At 59.3% G+C, this 19,949-nt stretch carries 16 protein-coding genes, 2 tRNA genes and 3 pseudogenes; 12 read left to right on the plus strand and 9 right to left on the minus strand.

From position 1 onward, the window contains the following. Positions 1-213: 213 nt before the first annotated feature. Entirely contained in the window at positions 214-1,134 is a 921-nt protein-coding gene (locus AC1RL4_RS02860) for an alpha/beta fold hydrolase (protein ID WP_230172331.1), read from the plus strand. Here the strand turns inward: AC1RL4_RS02860 and AC1RL4_RS02865 are convergent. From AC1RL4_RS02865 to AC1RL4_RS02880, 4 genes are read right to left on the minus strand one after another with little or no spacing between them, the layout of a single operon-like run. Continuing rightward, complete coding sequence (locus tag AC1RL4_RS02865; RefSeq protein ID WP_018928998.1) at positions 1,111-1,575, minus strand: response regulator; 465 nt, start codon at positions 1,573-1,575, stop codon at positions 1,111-1,113. The two genes, AC1RL4_RS02860 and AC1RL4_RS02865, sit on opposite strands and share 24 nt — an antisense overlap. Next, the gene (locus AC1RL4_RS02870) at positions 1,572-3,899 is read right to left on the minus strand and encodes an ATP-binding protein (RefSeq protein WP_230172333.1); all 2,328 of its coding nucleotides are present in this window, start codon (positions 3,897-3,899) and stop codon (positions 1,572-1,574) included. Before AC1RL4_RS02870 ends, AC1RL4_RS02865 begins: the two co-directional genes overlap by 4 nt. Then, positions 3,896-4,546, minus strand: coding sequence for a response regulator (locus tag AC1RL4_RS02875; RefSeq protein ID WP_028940692.1), 651 nt, complete (start codon positions 4,544-4,546; stop codon positions 3,896-3,898). The genes AC1RL4_RS02870 and AC1RL4_RS02875 overlap by 4 nt, the downstream gene beginning before the upstream one ends. Next, positions 4,543-5,727: a sensor histidine kinase gene (locus AC1RL4_RS02880; protein WP_230172337.1), complete on the minus strand. Its 1,185-nt coding sequence runs from the start codon at positions 5,725-5,727 to the stop codon at positions 4,543-4,545. The genes AC1RL4_RS02875 and AC1RL4_RS02880 overlap by 4 nt, the downstream gene beginning before the upstream one ends. A gap of 170 nt (positions 5,728-5,897) precedes the next feature. On the opposite strand from AC1RL4_RS02880, the gene AC1RL4_RS02885 reads away from it, so the two are divergent. Next, positions 5,898-6,416, plus strand: coding sequence for an SgcJ/EcaC family oxidoreductase (locus tag AC1RL4_RS02885; RefSeq protein WP_230172342.1), 519 nt, complete (start codon positions 5,898-5,900; stop codon positions 6,414-6,416). Positions 6,417-6,632: 216 nt separating this feature from the next. Here the strand turns inward: AC1RL4_RS02885 and AC1RL4_RS02890 are convergent, their stop codons facing one another. Continuing rightward, positions 6,633-7,559, minus strand: a complete 927-nt coding sequence (locus AC1RL4_RS02890; protein ID WP_172901185.1) for a bifunctional 5,10-methylenetetrahydrofolate dehydrogenase/5,10-methenyltetrahydrofolate cyclohydrolase — start codon at positions 7,557-7,559, stop codon at positions 6,633-6,635. Positions 7,560-8,087: 528 nt separating this feature from the next. Here AC1RL4_RS02890 and nirB point away from each other — a divergent pair. The 5 genes and pseudogenes from nirB (at position 8,088) to AC1RL4_RS02915 (ending at position 13,251) form a co-directional block, all read left to right on the plus strand. Beyond that, complete coding sequence (gene nirB, locus AC1RL4_RS02895) at positions 8,088-10,649, plus strand: nitrite reductase large subunit NirB (RefSeq protein WP_489078746.1); 2,562 nt, start codon at positions 8,088-8,090, stop codon at positions 10,647-10,649. Continuing rightward, a complete protein-coding gene (gene nirD / locus AC1RL4_RS02900) occupies positions 10,649-11,035 on the plus strand; it encodes a nitrite reductase small subunit NirD (protein WP_230172346.1) in 387 nt (128 codons plus the stop codon). Before nirB ends, nirD begins: the two co-directional genes overlap by 1 nt. 31 nt (positions 11,036-11,066) lie before the next feature. Next, positions 11,067-11,507 (plus strand): CBS domain-containing protein, encoded by a 441-nt coding sequence (locus tag AC1RL4_RS02905; protein WP_028940686.1) that lies wholly within the window; start codon positions 11,067-11,069, stop codon positions 11,505-11,507. Between the two features lie 130 nt (positions 11,508-11,637). After that, positions 11,638-12,393: pseudogene (locus AC1RL4_RS02910) on the plus strand (MCP four helix bundle domain-containing protein); the annotation flags it as partial. 132 nt (positions 12,394-12,525) lie between these two features. Then, positions 12,526-13,251, plus strand: a complete 726-nt coding sequence (locus AC1RL4_RS02915) for a methyl-accepting chemotaxis protein (protein WP_419554982.1) — start codon at positions 12,526-12,528, stop codon at positions 13,249-13,251. Positions 13,252-13,281: 30 nt separating this feature from the next. Here AC1RL4_RS02915 and AC1RL4_RS02920 read toward each other — a convergent pair whose 3' ends face one another. Further along, positions 13,282-14,055, minus strand: a complete 774-nt coding sequence (locus tag AC1RL4_RS02920; RefSeq protein ID WP_192350375.1) for an L-iditol 2-dehydrogenase — start codon at positions 14,053-14,055, stop codon at positions 13,282-13,284. A gap of 99 nt (positions 14,056-14,154) precedes the next feature. Beyond that, the gene (locus AC1RL4_RS02925; RefSeq protein WP_019578757.1) at positions 14,155-15,465 is read right to left on the minus strand and encodes an ABC transporter substrate-binding protein; all 1,311 of its coding nucleotides are present in this window, start codon (positions 15,463-15,465) and stop codon (positions 14,155-14,157) included. A 301-nt stretch (positions 15,466-15,766) separates the two neighbouring features. On the opposite strand from AC1RL4_RS02925, the gene AC1RL4_RS02930 reads away from it, so the two are divergent. The 3 genes from AC1RL4_RS02930 to AC1RL4_RS02940 all read left to right on the plus strand — a co-directional run bounded on the left by AC1RL4_RS02930 (position 15,767) and on the right by AC1RL4_RS02940 (position 17,266). After that, positions 15,767-16,669: a helix-turn-helix domain-containing protein gene (locus AC1RL4_RS02930; RefSeq protein WP_028940682.1), complete on the plus strand. Its 903-nt coding sequence runs from the start codon at positions 15,767-15,769 to the stop codon at positions 16,667-16,669. A gap of 241 nt (positions 16,670-16,910) precedes the next feature. Beyond that, positions 16,911-16,984 (plus strand) — tRNA-Cys (locus tag AC1RL4_RS02935). 195 nt (positions 16,985-17,179) lie between these two features. Further along, a tRNA-Leu gene (locus AC1RL4_RS02940) sits at positions 17,180-17,266 on the plus strand. Positions 17,267-17,348: 82 nt separating this feature from the next. Here the strand turns inward: AC1RL4_RS02940 and AC1RL4_RS02945 are convergent. Continuing rightward, positions 17,349-17,663 (minus strand): annotated as a pseudogene (locus tag AC1RL4_RS02945) (tyrosine-type recombinase/integrase); the annotation flags it as partial. A gap of 2 nt (positions 17,664-17,665) precedes the next feature. Between AC1RL4_RS02945 and AC1RL4_RS02950 the strand changes: the two are divergent. Continuing rightward, a pseudogene (locus tag AC1RL4_RS02950) lies at positions 17,666-17,749 on the plus strand (DUF2280 domain-containing protein); the annotation flags it as partial. 81 nt (positions 17,750-17,830) lie between these two features. Here AC1RL4_RS02950 and AC1RL4_RS02955 read toward each other — a convergent pair. Further along, the gene (locus AC1RL4_RS02955) at positions 17,831-18,094 is read right to left on the minus strand and encodes a hypothetical protein (RefSeq protein WP_026286635.1); all 264 of its coding nucleotides are present in this window, start codon (positions 18,092-18,094) and stop codon (positions 17,831-17,833) included. Between the two features lie 1,001 nt (positions 18,095-19,095). On the opposite strand from AC1RL4_RS02955, the gene AC1RL4_RS02960 reads away from it, so the two are divergent. Beyond that, positions 19,096-19,929, plus strand: coding sequence for a helix-turn-helix domain-containing protein (locus AC1RL4_RS02960; protein ID WP_019578769.1), 834 nt, complete (start codon positions 19,096-19,098; stop codon positions 19,927-19,929). Positions 19,930-19,949: the final 20 nt, after the last annotated feature.

Genomic DNA, 19,949 nt, shown 5'->3' on the forward strand with positions numbered 1-19,949 from the left:
CTGGGCAGCCATTTTCAAGCTTGTGAGCTTGCACACGGGAAAATTCCTGCTTAACTGGAAACCGCTGGTCGGGTTGTGACTCATTGGTCATGGCGTTCATCTCAGCGCCCTTGTACCGTTGTCGCTGGTTTGTGCTGTCAGGCTTGCCCGGAGGAAGCCGGACAGTCGACCACGCTGTGTGCCTGGTCCAATTTGTTCAAGGAATAGAATGAAATGATGCCGAAAACTGCCATCGTCGAGATTGGTAAGAAGTACAAGGTTTATACCGAGCACTATCTCAACGCCGCTGCTGACAAGACCATCATTCTGGTCAATGGCTCACTGGCAACGACCGCATCCTTTGCGCAAACGGTGCGTTACCTGCGGCCACGATTCAATGTGGTCCTCTACGATCAGCCCTACGCCGGTCAATCGAAACAACACAACCTGCATGACCAACCGATCCGCAAGGAAGACGAGGCCGAAATACTGCTGGAGTTGATCGAGCACTTTCGCGCCCAGCATGTGCTGTCCTTTTCCTGGGGCGGTGCGGCGACCTTGGTAGCGCTGGCCCAGCGGCCCCGCCGGATCGAAAAGGCGGTGATCAGTTCATTCGCCGCGCGGATCAACACGCCGATGCGTGAGTATCTGGAGAGCGGGCGGCACTTTCTTCAGGCCTGCGATCGACGCAATGTCGGGCGTTTGATCAACAGCACGATCGGCAAGCACCTGCCGTCGCTGTTCAAGCGTTTCAATGAGCGCCATGTCAGCAGCCTGGACGAACATGAATATCGGCAGATGCATTTCCACGTCAATGAGGTGTTGACCCAGGACACTCACTGCTACGTGTCCTGTGCCGATGCCATCGAAGTCCCGCTGCTGTTTATCAACGGTGAATGGGACGAGTACACCTCGGTGGAAGACGCCCGTCTGTTTGCGGCGCATACCCGCAAGGCGCAGTTTCAGACCATCGAGAACACCGGGCATTTCCTCGACATGGAACACCCCACGGCCTGGCATGACACGCAGCGAGCCTTGCTGGGCTTTCTGCAGCCGGCAGCCGTGAGGACGCCGAGCCAGCCACGCAACCTGGCTTTCAGCGGCAAATCGTCAGTGATTCCGCCCCTGCAATCAGCTAACTGGCTGCGGCCTTAACTGACGCAGCAACTCGATTTGATCCGCAGGGACCAGCGTGCGCAGGGCTTTATACAGTGCGCGGGTCTCTAGCAGGTTCCAGACCCGCAGCATGGTTTCCAGGGCGTCCAATGGCTTGCTGATGAAGTCCTTGGCGCCCAGGGCCAGCGCGCGTAGGCGGGTATCGCGGGTGGCGTCGGCGGTGAGCACGAGGATCGGCAGGTATTCGCCGGCCGGAATGCGCCGGTTGAGCTGTTCGAGCACGGCAAAGCCGTCGAACTCCGGCATGTGCAGGTCGAGAATGACCAGATCCGGCTCGAAGCTGTTGAACAGGTCCAGGGTTCGCAGCGGCTGGGTGCTGCTCAGTACATTGGTCAGGCCTTCGCGGACCAGCAACTGCTCCATCAAATCGAGGTTGGGTCGTTGGTCGTCGATGATCAGAATGCGCAGGTCGGTGTTCACACGGGCTCCGGTAGGTGCTGGTCAAGATGGGCGAGGAATGAAGGAATATGAATCGGCTTGGTCAGCACCGCGGTCGCTCCTGCTTCCAGCAAGGCCTGGTGCGTGAGGTCGCTGGCATCGGCGGTGATCATCAGCACGGGCGTGGCGCGGGTGCTGGAGGACAGACGCAAGCGCTGCAGAACGTTGAAACCATCAAGGTCCGGCAGCGCTACATCCAGCAAAATCAGCTGCGGTGCATGTTGCCTGGCCAGGTCCAGGCCCATTTGCCCCTGCATGCTTGAGAGCAACTGGATGTGTGGCCGTCGTTGCAGCAGGGTTTCGATCAGGGCCAGGCTCGACAGATTGTCTTCGATGCACAGCACTTTGCCCTGGTAATCGGGGGCGGCGAGGGCGGGCGTTGCGGTTGGCGGGCTGATCAATGCCGCAGGTGGCTCAGTGGTTGACGGCAATCGCTCGAAGGGCAGTTCCAGGGTGAAACTGGAGCCGTTGCCGGGCTGGCTTTTGACGGTCAGGCTGCCGTTCATCATTTCCAGCAGGCTTTTGCTCAACGCCAGGCCGAGGCCCGTGCCTTCCACGTTCGGGTCGGTCTCCATGCGCTCGAACGGCTTGAACAGTTGGTCCTGCCGATCAGCTGCAATGCCCTTGCCGGTATCGCAGACCGATACCGCAATTCGTTGTTGATGAACCCTGACTTCAATGTGCACCTGACCCTGGGGCCGGTTGTATTTGATCGCGTTGGACAACAGGTTCAGCAGCACCTGAACCAGCCGTTGCCGATCGGCGACGATCCCGCTGTCGGCGGCCAGCATCGGCAGTTCCACCAGTCGAATGCCGGCGTCGCAGGCCATGGGCGACACCAGCGTCAGGGCTTCTTGCAGCACCACCGCCAAAGGCACGGCTTCAACGTTGAGTGGCAGGCGCCCGGCCTCGATCTTGGCGATGTCCAGCACTTCGTTGATCAGGGTCAGCAGGTGTTGCCCGGCTCGCAGGATGTGACCGATCTGCGCCCGCTGCCCTTTGGGCGAATCCATATCCAGCAGTTGCGCGAAGCCGAGAATCGAGTTGAGCGGAGTACGCAGTTCGTGGCTCATGCGCGACAGAAACTCGCTTTTGGCGCGGCTGGCGCGTTCTGCTTCTTCCCGCGCAGTACTTAGCGCGATCTCGGCAACACGGCGATCGGTGATGTCGCGGGTGATCTTGGAGAACCCGCGCAGGGCGCCACTGCTGTCGTACTGCGCAGTAATCACCACACTGGCCCAGAAGCGGCTGCCATCCTTGCGGCAACGCCAGGCCTCTTCCATGTAATGACCATTGCGTGTGGCCTCGCGCAGTGCCATGTCGGGATGCTGCGGACATTCTTGCGGCAGATAAAACACCGAGAAATGCTGGCCGACGATCTCTTGTTCGGTGTAGCCCTTGATCCGTTCGGCGCCGGCATTCCAACTGGTGACGAAGCCGCGTGTGTCGAGGGCGAAAATACCGTAGTCCTTCACCCCATCGATGATCAGCCGCAAGCGTTCTTCGTTGTCGCGCAAGGCTCGTTCACGTTCGGCCAGCAACAGCCCGGCCTCGACCAGGCGCGTGCCCAATTGACCGATCTCATCGTTCTCCGGCGGTTGCGGCAATAACGGTTGACCGAGTGCCAGCCGTTGGGCGTTGCCCTGAACCTGCTGCACCCGTGCGACGATGCCTTTGGACAGAAACAGCACCGCGACAATGGCGCCGAACAGCCCGCAAACGGCGGCCAGCAAGGTGGAGAACAACAGGCGTTGTCGAGTGGAGGCCGCCGCTGCGGTGCGCTCGGCCAGCAGGGTGTCCTCAAGCGTGCGCATGGCGCTGATACGTTCGCGTAATTCGTCGAGGACATGTTTGTTGTTGATCAGGATTGTGGTGATCGACTCTGGGGTTGCGTTGCGATCATCGAGCAGTTCAACCAGACCTTCGACCTTGGTGTCGATCAGCGGCGTGATCGCCTTCAGATGTTTACGCACCCGCTGATCGCGAACGTTGCGGTCGAGCCGCTGCAGGGCCGATTCGATCAAGGGCTTGGCTTGCCGGTAACCCGGCAGGAAATCCTCGCGATGGGTCAGCAGATAGCCGCGCACGCTGGCGGCGGCCTCGGCGAGCAGGGTGTGCACCGCCTGAATATCGCCTTGCACCAGCAGCACGCGGCGCACGTCCTCTTCCGCGCGCGCGGTCTGTCGTTCGGTGGTGTAGATCAGCACCAGCGAGAGCAACAGAATCACCAACGGCAGGGAAATCACCACGAGGGCTTTGCCGCGTAACGGCAGATCGGCCCAGCGGCGGGCGTTTGACGCTTTCATGACTGGGTCACCAGACCCAGCGCAATGCCACGCACAGCGGCCTGGGTGCGGTCGGCGGCACCGAGTTTGCCGATGACCCGTTCCACGTGGGCTTTGGCCGTGCCGGTGGTGATGCCGAGTTTTTCTCCGATTTCACGGTTGCTCATGCCGCTGGCCACCAGCCCCAGCACCTGGCGTTCCCGTGGGGTCAGGGTGACGGGGGCGGCGCCGCTGGCGTTGCGCTCGGTCAGTCGGCGCAGCAACTGCGCGCTGACTGAACTGTTGAGGGCTTGCTCGCCGGCGGCGACACGTTGCAAGGCGTCGATTACTTCGTGGCGGCTGGCATCCTTGAGCAGATAGCCCACAGCACCGGCGTTCATGGCGGCTTCAAGGTGATCGGGGCTGTCGTCCATGGTGAACATCATCACTTTCAGGCTCGGCAGACGCTCTTGAAGCAGGCGTGCGGCGCCGAGCCCATTGAGCACCGGCATGCGGATATCGAGGATGACGATGTCGGGCAAAAGCCGTTCACATAAATCCAGTGCTTGCTGGCCATTGCACGCCTGGCCGACCACTTCGAATTGCGTCAGGCCGGCGAGCAACGAGACGAAGCCGGTGCGCGTGACTTCATGGTCGTCCGCGACCACCAGTCGTATAACGTCAGTCATTGAGGGGTTCCATTCAGGCCAGAGGGGACGGTGGCGCGCAGTTGCGTTCCGCCGTGGGCATGGCTGATGCACGAGAACTCACCGCCCAGCAGGCTCGCGCGTTCCTGCATCGCGGCAAGCCCCAGGTGCCGGGCGCCGCAGGTGTCGAGGGATTGTTCCATGGCAAAACCCTGGCCGTTATCGTCCAGCCGCAGCGAGGCGTGTCCGTCATGCAGTTGCAGCGCCAGCACGACGTGGCTGGCTTGCGCATGTTTGAGAATATTGTTGATGCCTTCCTGGGCGATCCTGAACAGGGCGATCTCCACCTGGCTGGGCAAACGTGCTTCGCAACGCGCATTCCAGTTCACTTTGATCCCCGCCTCGCGCAGGCGATCGGCCTCTTTGTCGACCGCTCTCAGCAAGCCAAAGTCGTCGAGCACCGTCGGACGCAGGCCACGGATCAATTGCCGGCCTTCACCGACGCAATGCTGGGCCAGTTGAAGAATCGTCTGTAAGTCCGCACCGAGTTCGTCGGGCAATGGTGGGCAGCGGCCGGCAAAACCTTGCAGGCGCTGATGCAGCCCGGCGAGGGTTTGTGCCAGGCCGTCGTGCAGGTCGTAGGCCATGCGTTTGCGTTCGTCTTCCTGTGCCCGGAACAGTCGGTGGACCAGATCGGACATAGTGCGCTCGCGGGTCACCAATGCGTCGAGCAAGCGCTGGTTTTCCAGGTGCGCGGCGAGCAGGGTGGCGAGCAATTGCAGGGATTCGAGGTCTTCGGTGTCCGGTGCGCTGATGCTGACGCTGTTGGCCAGCACCAAAGCACCGAAGGCGGCACCATCGCCACCGCGTAAAGGCACCCGCAACACATTGGGCAGATCCGCGCTCGGCTGTTCCTGCCATTGCGGTGCGCACATCGCGGTGTCGGCGAGGTGCTCGAGGCTGTGCAAACGATCACGGCTGCCTTGACTGGCGGTGGTCCGGACCTGCGCATCCATGTCCCATTCCAGCAGTAGCGCATGGTCCATCGCCAGGAAGGCGCAGGCCCGTTGCAGCACCCGTTGGCGCATGGCCTCGGGAGCCAGTTGGGTCAGCTCCTGGCCAGTATCCACCAGCAGCCGCAGCCGCGCGGCGCGACTTTGCGACTGCCGATATTGAGTGCGAATGGCCAGGGCGCTACCGGGGTCATGATCAGGGTTTTGCATGGGCAGGTTCCGGCGCGGGCACGCCCGTTCGGGCAGGGGCGTCATTAAACCTTGTTAGCGGGGCAGGGCGCTATCTGCCGAATGGCATAGGCAAATGGCTCCGGTTGGCCGATGGCGGGCCGCGTTCCGGGCGGCACAGTGTGCCTATCGACCATCATTGGAATAGCGCAATGAAATTCAAGACCTCGACCATCGCCCTGTTGTTCGCCCTGACCACCCCGTTGGCTCAGGCGTTGGAAGCGGTGCCTTACGTTTACAGCAGCGTGGCGCAGCAACCGACCAGCGCGAAAGATCGTGAAATCGCCGCCCTGTTTGACCATTGGAACAGCGCGTTGAAGAGTGGCAATGTTCAGAGCGTGGTCGACCTGTATGCGCCGAACGCGGTGCTGCAACCGACGGTTTCCAATCAGGTGCGCACCACGCCGGCACAGATCAAGGACTACTTCGATCACTTCATGGCGCTCAAGCCGGTAGGGCAGATCAACTTCCGTGAGATCCGCCCATTGGGCGCCAACGTGGCCATGGACAGTGGCGTCTACACCTTTATGTTGACCGAAGCCGATGGCAAGACCCGCCAGGTGCAGGCGCGCTACACCTTCGTTTATGAGCAGGTGGGCGGTCAGTGGAAGATTCTCAACCACCACTCTTCGGCGATGCCGCAAACGCAGGTGTTGCACGCGGGGAAATAACGGACCTGATCGACACGGTCCAAATGCTCACAATCCATGTAGGAGCGGGCTTCTGTGGCGAGGGGGCTTGCCCCCGTTCGGCTGCGAAGCAGTCGCAAAGCTTTTGGGGCCGCTTCGCGACCCAACGGGGGCAAGCCCCCTCGCCACAGAGGCCCGCTCCCACAGGTTTCGCATTACCGACACGGCCCACTTTCAAGTGGGCCGTGTGCGTTGTGCTCAGTTTAACGCCAGGTCGTCTTCGGGCTGCTGCCCGCGAGCCTGTGCCGCGCGTTGCAAGCGGCTGGCGATCAACGTGTTCTTCAACAGATAGGCAATGGTCATCGGCCCGACGCCACCGGGAACCGGGGTGATCGCGCTGGCGACGGTGCGGGCGCTGGCGTAGTCGACATCGCCCACCAGACGGTTGCCGAACTCGCTGGTGATGCGGTTGATGCCAACATCGATCACCACCGCACCTGGCTTGAGCCAACTGGCGTCGATCAACGCTGGCCGGCCCACCGCCGCGACCACGATATCCGCCAACCGGCACAACGCCGGGGCATCGACGCTGCGCGAGTGCACCACGCTGACCGAGCAGTTAGCCTGCAACAGCAAGGTCGCCATCGGTTTGCCGACAATATTCGAACGGCCGATGACCACCGCGTGCAAGCCGCTCAAGTCATCACCGCAGGTTTCGTGCAACAGGCGCATGCAGCCGCTGGGCGTGCACGGGGTCAGAACCTCGAAGCCTTGCACCAGTCCGCCGACGTTTTCCCGGTGAAAACCGTCCACGTCCTTGATCGGGTCGATGGCATGAATCACTGCCTGCTCATCGATAGAAGCCGGCAAGGGCAGTTGCACCAGGATGCCGTTCACCGTGGGATCGGCATTGAGTTGTGCAATCAGTTCCAGTACCTGGGCCTGGCTGGCGGATTCCGGCAGGCGGTATTCAAGGGAGCGGATACCAACTTCCTTGGCGCGCAGCAGTTTATTGCGCACATACACGTGGCTGGCCGGGTCGTCGCCGACCAACAGGACCGCCAGGGCGGGATAAATCTGCTGATGGGCCAGGGCCAGAACCTCTTCCCGGACCTCGTCGAGGACCTTGGCAGAAATGGCTTTGCCGTCGATATCGCGGGCAAATGTGGGGGTGCTGCTGATCAAGAGAGTCACCGTTGTCTTGATTGAATGGGGGTGAAGTGATCATCGCGGCGTCTTCGCGCGCCGATGATCCATCAGAGACATGCAGGCAAGGGTGCTCAGGCTATCAGGTGAGGGCAGGCCAATACCACCGCAACACCGGAAGATCAGACACGCAAACGCACTTTTATGAAGCCCGTCGCGCATGGTCTGCACTATGCCAAGGCAAAAACCGAATCATCCCGATGTTCAATCACCCTGAAGGGGAACCACGTCAAACCCCGATAAACCCTCACTGAAGCGGCGTTTCGAATACGTCGAACCGCAACTGGCACAATCGCTGCATTACATCGATCAAAGGTCCACACAGTGGGCCGCCCCGTCGATCAACGAAGATCGACCGGCCGAGCAGGTCGTGGGCAACATCGGTGGATCAGGCGAAGGCGCCAGGTCGAACACCGCGAAGAACAGGCAAAGACGCCTGAAACCGAGAGGTTTCAGGCGTTTTTTTTTGCTTTTTTATCCGTGATTGGCTTTGGCTGGGTGCTTACTATGAATTCCAATGTTGCCGCATTGAACAAACTGCAAACGCTGATCGTGATCGGCAATGGCATGGTCGGACATCATTGTGTCGAGCAGCTCATCGAGCGCGGCGCCCTCGACCACTACCGCCTGCATGTCTTCAGCGAAGAGCCGATGCGTGCCTACGACCGTGTGCATCTGTCCGAGTATTTCGGCGGTCGCGATGCCGAGTCGCTGGCCCTGGGCGAAGCTTCTCTATACCAGACGCCGGGCGTCACCCTGCATCTGGGCGTGCCGGTGCTGGAAATCGACCGCGCCCGGCGCCAGGTGATTACCGCGCAAGGTTGCGTCGCTTACGACAAATTGGTTCTGGCCACCGGCTCTTATCCTTTCGTGCCACCTATTGAAGGTGCCGAAGGCGACTCGCGCTTGGTGTATCGCACCCTCGAAGACCTCGACGCGATTCGTGCTGCTGCGGCCAATGCCCGGCGTGGTGTGGTGGTCGGTGGTGGCCTGCTCGGTCTGGAAGCCGCCAACGCCTTGAAAAGCCTGGGCCTGGAAGCCCATGTGGTGGAATTCGCCCCGCGCCTGATGCCGGTGCAACTGGACGAGCAGGGCGGCCTGGCGCTGAAGGCGCAAATCGAGCGGCTCGGCGTGGGTGTGCACCTGTCCCGTGGCACGCAGTCGATCAGTGCCGGCGAGCAGTACCGTTACCGGATGAATTTTGCCAACGACGAATTTCTTGAAGCCGACCTGATCGTGTTCTCCGCCGGCATCCGTGCGCAAGACGCACTGGCCCGCCAATGCGCGCTGGACATCGGTCCTCGCGGCGGCGTGGTGATCGACGATCAGTGCCTGACCAGCGATCCGCACATCTACGCCATCGGCGAGTGTGCTGCCTGGAATGGCAGCCTCTTCGGCCTGGTCGCCCCCGGTTACCAGATGGCCCGTGGCGTCGCGTCACTGCTGTGCAATCAAGTCGCCGAGCCGTTCCAGGGCGCCGATATGTCGACCAAGCTCAAACTGCTCGGCGTCGACGTCGGCTCCATCGGCGATGCCCATGCGCAGACGCCGGGTGCGCGCAGTTATCAGTTCATCGATGAAGCGACGGCCAGTTACCGTCGGCTGGTGGTGGATGCTGACAGCAAGCGTGTACTCGGCGCAGTGCTGGTCGGCGACAACAGCTATTACGACACCCTGCTGCAATACATGCAGAACGGCATTGCCTTGCCGCCGGAACCGGCCAGCCTGATTCTGCCATCGTCCGCCGGTGCACCAACCCTGGGCCCGGGCGCGTTGCCCGAGTCGGCAACGGTGTGCTCGTGCCATAACGTCACCAAGGGCTCGATCTGCTCGGCCATTGATGGCGGCTGCACCGACCTGGGCCTGCTCAAGTCGCAGACCAAGGCGTGCACCGGTTGCGGTGGTTGCGCGGGGCTGCTCAAGCAAGTCTTCGAGCATGAACTGATTGCCCGCGGCGTCAGCGTCGACAAGAGCCTGTGCGAACACTTCGCCTACACCCGCCAGGAGCTTTATGCGCTGGTGCGGGTAGAAGGGGTGATCACTTTCGAAGAACTGCTGGCCAAGCATGGCCGTGGACACACCGGTTGCGACGTGTGCAAACCGGCGGTGGGCTCGATCCTCGCCTCGTGCTGGAACCAGCCAATCATGGACGCCTCGCTGGTGCCGTTGCAGGACACCAACGATACCTTCATGGCCAACATGCAGAAAAACGGCACCTATTCGGTCGTGCCGCGCATTGCTGGCGGTGAGATCACCGCCGACAAACTGATCGCGATCGGCGTAGTGGCGAAGAAATACGACCTCTACACCAAGATCACCGGTGGCCAGCGGATCGACCTGTTCGGCGCGCAGTTGCATCAGTTGCCGGACATTTGGTCCGAGCTGATCGAGGCCGGTTTCGAAACCGGGCACGCCTACGGCAAGTCGACCCGCACCGTGAAGTCTTGCGTGGGCAGCACCTGGTGCCGTTACGGCGTGCAGGACAGCGTGAAAATGGCCCTGACCCTCGAAGATCGCTACAAAGGCCTGCGCTCGCCGCACAAGCTCAAGTTCGCCGTCTCCGGTTGCACCCGTGAATGTGCCGAGGCGCAGAGCAAGGACGTGGGCGTGATCGCTACCGAGAACGGCTGGAACCTCTATGTGGCCGGCAACGGCGGCATGCGTCCGCGTCACGCCGAGCTGTTCGCCACCGACCTGGACGATGCAACCCTGATCCGTTACATCGACCGCTTTCTGATGTTCTACATCCGCACCGCCGATAAATTGCAGCGCACTTCCGTGTGGCGCGAAAGCCTGGAGGGTGGCCTGGATTACCTCAAGGACGTGATCATCAACGACAGCCTGGGACTTGGTGCGGAACTTGAGTCGCAGATGCAACTGGTGGTCAATCGCTATGAATGCGAATGGGCCAATGCCCTCAAGGATCCGGAAAAACTCAAGCGCTTCCGCACCTTCGTCAACGATCAGCGCCCGGACCCGGACATCCATTTTGTCCAGGAGCGCGGTCAGCGCCGGCCGATCATGGCCGCCGAACTCAACCTTATCCCTGTCACCGAGGAGAATGCCTGATGGGCCAGTCCACTACACAGCGTGTCGATGCCCTTGCCACCGCGGCCAATGCCCAAGCCTGGCAGGCGGTGTGCAGTCAGCAGGATCTGGTCAGCAATTCCGGTGTCGTCGTTTGGCTCGACGGCGCTCAGGTCGCGCTGTTCTACCTGCCGCAGGCCGAAGGTCGCACCCTTTACGCCATCGACAACCATGATCCGCAATCCGGCGCGAACGTGATTGGCCGCGGACTGATCGGCAGTCTCAAGGGTGATCTGGTAGTGGCGTCGCCGATCTACAAGCAGCACTTTCGTCTTGAAGACGGCAGCTGCCTGGAGTACCCCGAACAGCGTCTGCGGGTGTGGCCGGTGCGTCTGAACGCCGGCGTCGTGGAAGTCGCGGCGGCTTGACCGTCGCCCTGAACCGCATCGGAGAACGTTGATGAAAACAGCCGCACAGTTGCTCAAACTGAAAGTCGTGCAAAACCAGCAGGTGCACAGCATCGCACCGGATCAAATGGTGCTCGACGCCCTGAAAATGATGGCCGAGAAGAACGTCGGCGCGCTGCCCGTGATCGAAGCAGGGCAGGTGGTCGGCGTCATCAGCGAGCGCGACTATGCGCGCAAGGTGGTGCTACAGGGGCGTTCTTCGGTCGGCACGCCGGTGCGCGAGATCATGAGCGCACCGGTGGTGACTGCCGACAGTTTGCAGAGCATCGAGCGCTGCATGGAGGTCATGACCGACAGTCATTTGCGCCATCTGCCGGTGCTGGAGGGCGGCGAATTGATCGGGCTGCTGTCGATCGGCGATCTGGTCAAGGAAGCCATCGTCGAGCAGGCCGATTTGATACGGCAACTTGAGCACTACATTCGCGGGCATTGAGCCCGCGCATACCGTAGGTCGCAAAAATCGGCTTGCGTGGAAATAAGTCTAAGTAACCGGTTGGAACAGTCGATAACCCCAACAGTAGGCAATTAGCCGACCACGCACCTGCTGACAGGGGAACCATCGAGTGTCCATAAAATTACGTTTGATTTTGCTGATAGGCACTGGCTTGCTCACCGCCCTGATCTTGAGTCTGGTCAGCTATGTGGGCAATACACGGATGGCTGAAGCGGTGAGTGACAACGAGGTCAGTATGACCGCGCTGCGCAACCACCTCGAAGCCGACATGATGCACGATGCACTGCGCGCCGATGTACTGTCGGCGATGCTGGTAGGGTTGGGCAAGAGCCCCAGCAGCAAGGCCGAGGTGCGCAGTTCACTCAATGAGCATGCCGCGCATTTTCGCGAGATGCTCGGTGACAACCTCAAGCTGCCGGTCAACGACACCCTCAAGGCCGCGCTGGACAAGATCAAGCCAAGCCTCGATACGTACATCAGTGCCGCCGAGCGCATTGTCGGGCTGGCTCTGGATAATCCGGATTCCGCACAACAGCAACTGGGTACGTTCAATAACGCGTTCAGCCAACTGGAAGACCAGATGGCCACCCTCAGTGAGCTGATCGAAACCAACACTCAACAGACCAGCGCGGGCACTCGGCAAACCATCAGCAGTGCCAACTTCACCCTCGGCGCCGTACTCATTGCCAGCTTGTTGCTGCTGCTCGCCCTGGGACGCTCGGTCATCCTGAGCATCATGGGGCCGTTGCAGATCGCCAGCCGGATTGCCGACAGCATCGCCCATGGCAACCTGAGCGAGCCTATCGTCGAGCCCACCCGCAAGGACGAAGCCAGCACCTTGATTCGCAGCCTGGCGACCATGCAGCGTGACCTGCGCGGCATGATCGAAGTGGTTCGCAGCAACGCCCACGGCGTAAGCGGCATGAGCCAGCAGTTGAGCAGCGGCTGCCATCAGGTCGCGGGCAGCAGCCAGCAGCAAAGCGTTGCCGCCAGCACCATGGCCGCGGCGGCCAGCGAAATGACTGCGAGCATCGAAGAAATCACCCGGCATGCCGAGCGTGCACTGAACATGGCCAACCAGGCCGAGGAACTGGCCAAGGACGGCGGTCGGGTGATTCATCAAGTGGTCAGCGACATGGACGGGATTGCCCGTTCGGCGCAGCAGTCGGCCCAGGTGATCCGCACCCTGGACAAGGAGTCCGAGGGGATTTTCAGCATCATTCAGGTGATCAAGGGCATCGCCGATCAAACCAACCTGTTGGCGCTTAACGCCGCCATCGAGGCAGCCCGTGCCGGAGAGCAGGGCCGTGGTTTCGCCGTCGTCGCCGATGAAGTGCGTAGTCTGGCGGGCCGCACCAGCGCCTCCACCCAGGAAATCGCCGCCATGGTCGCGCGCATCCAGCAAAGCACCCGCGAGGCGGTCAGCAGCATGGAGGCGGGCGTCGCGCAGGTCGACAAGGGCATGGCGGTGACTGCCGACGTCGAGCGCGCCATCCGCGAAATCCTCCAGGCCACGCTCAGTACCACAGAATTGGTCAATGACATCAGCCGCACAATCGGTGAGCAGAGCCTGGCCAGCAACGAAATCGCGCACCAGGTGGAAATGATTGCCGGCATGTCCGAAGGCAACAGCAAGGTGATCAACCAGACCGCCTCGACCACCGATGAACTGTCCAGCCTGGCCGGACAGCTCTCGCAGTCGGTGGATCGGTTTCGCCTTTGAGGCATTGGCTGGCCCTGTAATTGGGGCCAGTCAGCTCATCCAGTTACCGCCATCGACGTTATAGGTCTGCGCCACGATGTAATCGCTTTCGGTCGATGCCAGGAAGATCGCCATGCCGACAAGGTCATCTGCCGTGCCCATGCGCCCGTACGGCACTTCCTGTCCCGCCAGTTTTTTCTTTTCCCCGAGCGGCCGGTTTTCATAGCGGGCAAACAGCGCGTCGACGCCGTCCCAATGCTCACCGTCCACCACTCCCGGCGCAATGGCATTCACGTTGATGCGATGGGGAATGAGGTTGAGACCAGCCGATTGCGTGAGGCTGATCACCGCCGCCTTGGTCGCGCAATACACCGCGACCAGCGCTTCACCGCGCCGCCCGGCCTGACTGGCCATATTGATGATCTTGCCGCCGTGGCCCTGGCGGATCATCTGCTTGGCCGCGGCCTGCAGTGTGAACAGGGTGCCGGAAACGTTGATCGAGAACAGCCGTTCGTAGCTGTCGCGAGAAATCTCTGTGATCGGCGCGAGATCAAACAGCGCCGCGTTGTTGATCAGGATGTCGAGCTTGCCTGTGGTGGCGATCACCGTGGCGATGGCGGCGTCGATGGATTGCTGATCGGTCACATCCATCTCGACTGCATAAGCATTGGGCCCCAACTCGGTTGCCGTGGCTTGGGCACGTTCCAGGTTGATGTCGGCGATCGCGACCGTAGCGCCTTCGCGGATATAGGCTTGCGCGAACGTCCTGCCTATTCCTCTGGCGGAGCCGGTAATCAGGGCACTTTTTCCTTCTAGACGTTTCATTGTTTCCATCCAATCGTTAGAGCTAAAGAGACGCCCGTTGAGGGCATTAAAAATGGTCGTTAGTCTGCGAAGACCCCGCAGTGATTGCGCCACGCCGTGCTACTTGGGATAACCGGCGCGCTTCATCTCGCGTTCGGTGCTTTGCTGCGCAGAGGCCAGGGCCTGTTCCACTGGCATCTGCCCGGTGAGCGCCGCGGATACCAGCTTGCCGACCGACGTGCCAATCGCCTGGAATTCGGGAATGGTCACGTACTGAATACCGACGTAGGGCACGGGCTGGACTGATGGGTGCGCCGGGTCGGCGTTCTGCATCATTTTCAGCGTGACACCGGCGAAGGGCGCCGCCTGCAAATAGGCATCGCTGTAGGTCGACATGCGGGTGCCTGGCGGTACATTGCTGATGCCATCCGTCTCGGCAACCAGTTGGATGTATTCCCTGGAGGTGGCCCAGGTCACAAAGGCTTTAGCGGCTTCCTTGTGTTTGGATGTCGCCGGGATGGCCAGTGACCAGGCATAGAGCCAGGACGAGCCTTTGTCGGTGACTTCTGTTGGCGCGGCGACGAAACCAGCATCATTGGCCACCTTGCTTTGCGTTGTATCGGTGATGAACGAGCCGGCGACGCTGGCATCGACCCAAATTGCGCATTTGCCACTATTGAACAGGGCGAGCGTCTCGTTGAAGCCATTGCTCGACACACCCGGTGGGCCGTACTGCTTCAGGGTGTTGACGTAGAAGTTGGCGGCGGCAGTCCATTGCGGCCCGGTGAGTTGCGGCTGCCACTGCTCATTGAACCAGCGCGCGCCAAAGGCGTTGGACATGGTCGTCAGCAGCGCCATGTTCTCACCCCAACCGGCCTTGCCGCGCAGGCACATCCCATACTGTTCTTTATCCGGCTGATGCAGCTTGCCGGCGAACTCGCCGAGCTGCGTCCAGGTCGGGTGCTCGGGCATGCTCAGGCCGGCGTTCTTGAACAGGTCGGTTCGGTAATAGGTGACGGTGCTTTCGCCATAGAACGGCAGGGCATAGAGCGTGTCGTTGACCGATAACCCTTGGCGAACCGCAGGGAAAATATCTTCGAGGTCATAGCTGGCGGGCAGGTCCTTTATTGGCTCCAGCCAATGCTTGGCGCCCCACAAGGGTGTTTCGTAAGTGCCGATGGTGAGCACGTCGAACTGGCCGCCCTGAGTGGCAATGTCGGTGGTCAGGCGCTGACGCAACACGTTCTCTTCAAGCACCACCCAGTTGAGCTTCACGTCGGGGTGCAGCTGTTCGAAAGTTTTGGACAGTCGCTGCATGCGGATCATGTCGCTGTTGTTCACGGTGGCGATGGTCACCGTTTCACCCGCCTGGCAGAGCAGGGCAGAGCACAGGCCGGCGGACAGAAAAAGTGCGCTTGGAATGATCTTCATCGTGATCTCCGCTCTGCGCCTTGGGCGGCAGAAGCTTTATTGTTGTTGTAATCCACGAGGCGGGTCATAGCCGCACCGGGATGACCACAGAATTGCAGCTACCCAAGCAGCGAACAAATGAATGGCATACGCGCCGCTGATACTTTTTTGACCGTGGAAAAAAAGTATCAGTGGGCTCCATGTAACGCGCTAGGCGCCGGGCGTCGTTAGTGCGAGTCTCATGTCAGCGTCCCGAGACTTCGACTCGTCCCGGGCTTCGCGGTACCTTGATAAAACCAACAAAAACGGAATCGCCAGGGTGATGAACCATCACGTAACCGCAGACAAGCCACCAGCGCTTGAAGTTATCCTCAACGAGCCCCAGCACAGCTTTCGTTGGTACGAACACGACTATCCCTTCGACCTGGCGCGCTGGAACCATCATCCGGAGTTCGAGATCCACTTGATCCGCGAAGGCAGCGGTCGGCTACTGGCTGGTGACTACATCGGCGTATTCGAAGCCGGGCATGTCGCCCTCATCGGCCCGGGCCTGCCTCACGACTGGATCAGCGATCTGGGCAAAGGCGAGGTGATTACCGGCCGTGACGTGGTGTTGCAATTCGATGGCCAGATGCTGATGCAACTGCGCGACAAATTCCCTGAACTCAGCGAGTTGCAAAACCTGTTTCGCCTGGCGGCGCAGGGCATCGAATTTCATGGCAATACCCGCAAGGAAGCGGCCCGACTGCTGGAAGAGATCGGCCAGTGCCACGGATTGCAGCGGTTGTGCCTGTTCCTGTCATTGTTGCAGTTGCTGGCTTCGACCCCCGACAGCGAGAGACAAACGCTTGCCAGCCTGCAATACGCGCCTATGCTCGACGCGTTGACAGCCCAGCGCATGAGCATTGTCTTCGACTACATCCTGAACGACCTCGCCGATGAGTTGCGCATGTCCGTCATCGCCCAGCGCCTGGACATGAACGAGCCGGCCTTCTCCAAATTCTTCAAGCGCGCCACCGGCCATACCTTCGTCGACCTGACGCGCAAGCTGCGAGTCCAGCGTGCCTGCCGTTTGCTGGCGCAAAGCAGTTTCAGCGTTGCCGATATCTGTTTTGAGGTGGGGTACGCCAACTTGTCGAATTTCAATCGGCACTTCCGCCATGAAATGCACGAGACGCCCAGCGAGTATCGGCAGCGGTTACAGCGTGCATCTTGCGGTGGGTAGCGCTTTCTGTGGCGCTGAAGTGTTAGTCTCGAAAGCAACCGGGTAGTGGCGTTAGCGCATCTGGAATTATTTTCTTCCAGTTCTTGACATGCCTTTCGAACCAGTCCAGAATTGCGTCCATTCCTGATTCAGGAACACGAAAACCCCTTAGATTTCAAAGGGTTGGAAGCTAGATTAGAATCTTGTTTCCAGATACGAGTTTACACGTTTGATGTTGTGCTACTGAACATCAGATGTTTGAGGCCGAATAGCAAAATGGTTATGCAGTGGATTGCAAATCCACCTACGCCGGTTCGATTCCGACTTCGGCCTCCACTTTAAACGAGCTCCGTAGATCCATGATCTGCGGAGCTTTTTTATTTTCGCAGTCCTGCAAGATTTAGTCTTGAAAAGGGGATTTGCGAACTTGCTTCACCGGGGCGGGATGTATATATTTCCCCCTCTGTTGCACAAGCGTCAGAGCTGCCAGATCGTTATTTGGACAGTCTTCAGACTGCTTACCGCGCTACCGCCCGAATGGCGAAACTGGTAGACGCATGGGACTTAAAATCCCCCGCTCGTAAGGGCGTGCCGGTTCGATTCCGGCTTCGGGCACCATCTAAAATCAAGGGTTTGCAGGCGAAAGCTAATGCAAGCCCTTGTTTGTTTCTGGTCCGCTATTTTGGATTTGGTCCGCAATTCACTTGGTAGGAGTGGCTTTCTTGCCCATGCGGTTCCGGATGTACTGCTCTGTCATTACCACGGTCTTGTGCCCAAGTTGATCTCTCGCCTGCATGATCTCACCGCTGGATTCGGCTTTGTCTGTGCCGGCTTTGGCTCGTAAATCCCGCATCTGAAATTCAGATTTCGCCACGCCGGCCGCTTCCCTGGCCAAATCAAACCTTCTCCGCAACATCGCCACTGTCATTGGTGTGCCATCCGCTGTAGCGATCAGTCGTGTCGAGCGGACCTTGTGTTCTGACTTTCGGGACATGATTCGATCAATCCAAACCTTCTACCCGCAAGCGTTTCCGCGAAGAGACGGCAGAGATCCCGATCGCTAACAGGGCGTTCCGGCTGCGTACGCTTGGCCGCATGGCTGCTTGTCAGGCGTACGTCCTGGAGGTCACCGCTGGAAGATAAGTTGATAGATCTGCAATCGAGCAGAAGTCGGATGGGGGGTCAATGAACTGCCGAGGATCTAGGAACTGGAACGTGATCAAATTTGGAAATCTCTTTGATCCAGAAGCGACGATATTTAGTTTGGTCTGGCGGCAGCGGTTTGTGATTTGACCAGGGGTGCTCAGTTTTCAAGCTGGCGCGGTATGCCTCCCACTCCTTCTCCTCAGCCACTTCCTTGGCCCTTTTCTCATCATCGAACCAGCCAAGCACATAAACTTCGCCCTGATCCATACCATGTTCGATCAGTAGATAGATATCTTTCATAAGCTTGAGCCTGCTACTCCACATTCTAAAATCCCCTAATGCTGGGGCATCGTTTTGACTATCGGCAGACACTTTCGATTATTGAGTTTTATCGTTCAAAGGGGAGATTAGCTTCTGCTCCTGATTGCGCACGTTATCCACCCATGGTCAGGTTCTCCTGACCGTGCTCTCAACGTAGAACAGTCTCTACTGCTTCAAGGCGAAACGTTACCAATCGTCAGCGACCAATTGAGCAATCAGCATATCGTCCGGATACTGTATTTTTGTCCAGTATGGTTAAGCAATGCAGTTCCTGATCGTACCCATGAGAGAGCGTGGTGTCGCCAGATCCCAAAGGGATATTGCCAGTGCCGAACCGGTAAGGGGCGATATCATTTTCTCCACTGCGCCGTCTGACATCCTGAAAAGAACGTCCAGCACCGCATCTTTGCGATATGGCGCCTGGCCAAGTGATAAGCCGCCGCTTCGACCGCTTCTTGATGCTCGTCTGACCAGTATGGCAACGCTCGGTTTCACGCTGAGTGGTCTGGAAGAGGTCGATGGTGTTCTATACGCGCAGTCTTGGTATTGCAGGGAGGTTTGATTGTTTCGGTCGGCAGAACGCCAGGGAAAGGGTGAACTATTGTAGGAATATTCAACGCTAAGTTATTGATTCTTATAGGGTGATGTGGCGTTTTTGTACCTCCTTCAATTCGCCTATTTTTCTATATATATCAATTGCTTGCGTGAGATTTATCATGCAGGACCTTAGTTTTTATATCAGCCTCCGTTCTGTACGCCATGCTCACCCAATGACCGCACGGTAAAGCCAGCGCAATACCAATTGGATATGGCCAAGACAGCAGTGAATATCAAGGGGGAGGAGCGCTTTGGTCTGGTCGTGCCGCGTTGGGAAGGTATGTATGATAATGACCCTATCGTTCCTATAGTCCCTATCCGCCGCTCAGAACCGCCCCGACGAGGCTATTGCAGCGGTGCATTAGTATTAAGGGGTCTGCTTTATGGCCTATATGTCGTCCAAGCTCAGTGGTCAGTCGCCCGAAGTGTTTCACTTGGAGACTAGCGACACCAGTGGCTACGCCGTGGATTGGCACGCCCACGACTGTCATATGCTGCTGTTACCACGCCAGGGAGGGCTATTCCTGTCGACCGAAAGCAGCCAGACTTCTCACGTTTCGCCCCGGTTGTTTTCCTTTGTGCCGGCAGACTTTGCACACGCAACCCAAGCGGCTCCGGGGCGGGAGAAACATATGACCTTGTATGTCGATCCCTCTTACATCAAACATCAAGGACAGATGAACGGTTACAGCGGTTTCGCCAAACAGGTAAATCGATCGGGGATCTGGCAAGGAACCGAAGCTCTGGAAAGTATCTTGCGCCTGTACGACCAACTGCAATGCAGTGCATCCGCGGAGGCCTTTCAGCGCCAATTACCCCATCTCAATCATCTGCTCTTCGAGGAGTGCGCGCGGGTTATCGCTTGTCAGCAGACTCAGCCGCAGCCGAGTGAACAGCAGCAGGCGACGCTGGTTCGCGACATACAGCGCTACATTCAGGAGAATCTGGAAACAGATTTGGATATTGAGTCGATTGGGCATGAGTTTCACCTGTCCCGGCGACACCTTACTCGTATCTTCAAAGACATTACGGGCGAAACCCTGCTGGATTTCACCAACCGCACCCGAGTGGAAACGGCCGCCCGGCTTGTTTCATGCACTTCACTATCGATCCTCGAAGTCAGCCTCGCGGTAGGCCTGGACTCCCCCTCATACCTTGCTCGACTGTTCAAGCGCCACCTGGGCCTAACCCCAAGCGGGCTACGCAAACCCCGCTAACGATCTGGCCCAAACGGGCG

Source organism: Pseudomonas sp. GW822-FHT07A10 (assembly GCF_058798795.1).

Bases quoted from the DNA above. Each gene is read 5' to 3' on its own strand.
- nirD (WP_230172346.1), top strand. From the start codon at position 10,649: ATGGGCCAGTCCACTACACAGCGTGTCGATGCCCTTGCCACCGCGGCC.
- nirB (WP_489078746.1), top strand. From the start codon at position 8,088: ATGAATTCCAATGTTGCCGCATTGAACAAACTGCAAACGCTGATCGTG.
- AC1RL4_RS02930 (WP_028940682.1), top strand. From the start codon at position 15,767: ATGAACCATCACGTAACCGCAGACAAGCCACCAGCGCTTGAAGTTATC.
- AC1RL4_RS02875 (WP_028940692.1), bottom strand. From the start codon at position 4,546: ATGACTGACGTTATACGACTGGTGGTCGCGGACGACCATGAAGTCACG.
- AC1RL4_RS02955 (WP_026286635.1), bottom strand. From the start codon at position 18,094: ATGAAAGATATCTATCTACTGATCGAACATGGTATGGATCAGGGCGAA.
- AC1RL4_RS02920 (WP_192350375.1), bottom strand. From the start codon at position 14,055: ATGAAACGTCTAGAAGGAAAAAGTGCCCTGATTACCGGCTCCGCCAGA.
- AC1RL4_RS02915 (WP_419554982.1), top strand. From the start codon at position 12,526: ATGGCCGCGGCGGCCAGCGAAATGACTGCGAGCATCGAAGAAATCACC.
- AC1RL4_RS02960 (WP_019578769.1), top strand. From the start codon at position 19,096: ATGGCCTATATGTCGTCCAAGCTCAGTGGTCAGTCGCCCGAAGTGTTT.
- AC1RL4_RS02925 (WP_019578757.1), bottom strand. From the start codon at position 15,465: ATGAAGATCATTCCAAGCGCACTTTTTCTGTCCGCCGGCCTGTGCTCT.
- AC1RL4_RS02905 (WP_028940686.1), top strand. From the start codon at position 11,067: ATGAAAACAGCCGCACAGTTGCTCAAACTGAAAGTCGTGCAAAACCAG.
- AC1RL4_RS02870 (WP_230172333.1), bottom strand. From the start codon at position 3,899: ATGAAAGCGTCAAACGCCCGCCGCTGGGCCGATCTGCCGTTACGCGGC.
- AC1RL4_RS02880 (WP_230172337.1), bottom strand. From the start codon at position 5,727: ATGCAAAACCCTGATCATGACCCCGGTAGCGCCCTGGCCATTCGCACT.
- AC1RL4_RS02860 (WP_230172331.1), top strand. From the start codon at position 214: ATGATGCCGAAAACTGCCATCGTCGAGATTGGTAAGAAGTACAAGGTT.
- AC1RL4_RS02885 (WP_230172342.1), top strand. From the start codon at position 5,898: ATGAAATTCAAGACCTCGACCATCGCCCTGTTGTTCGCCCTGACCACC.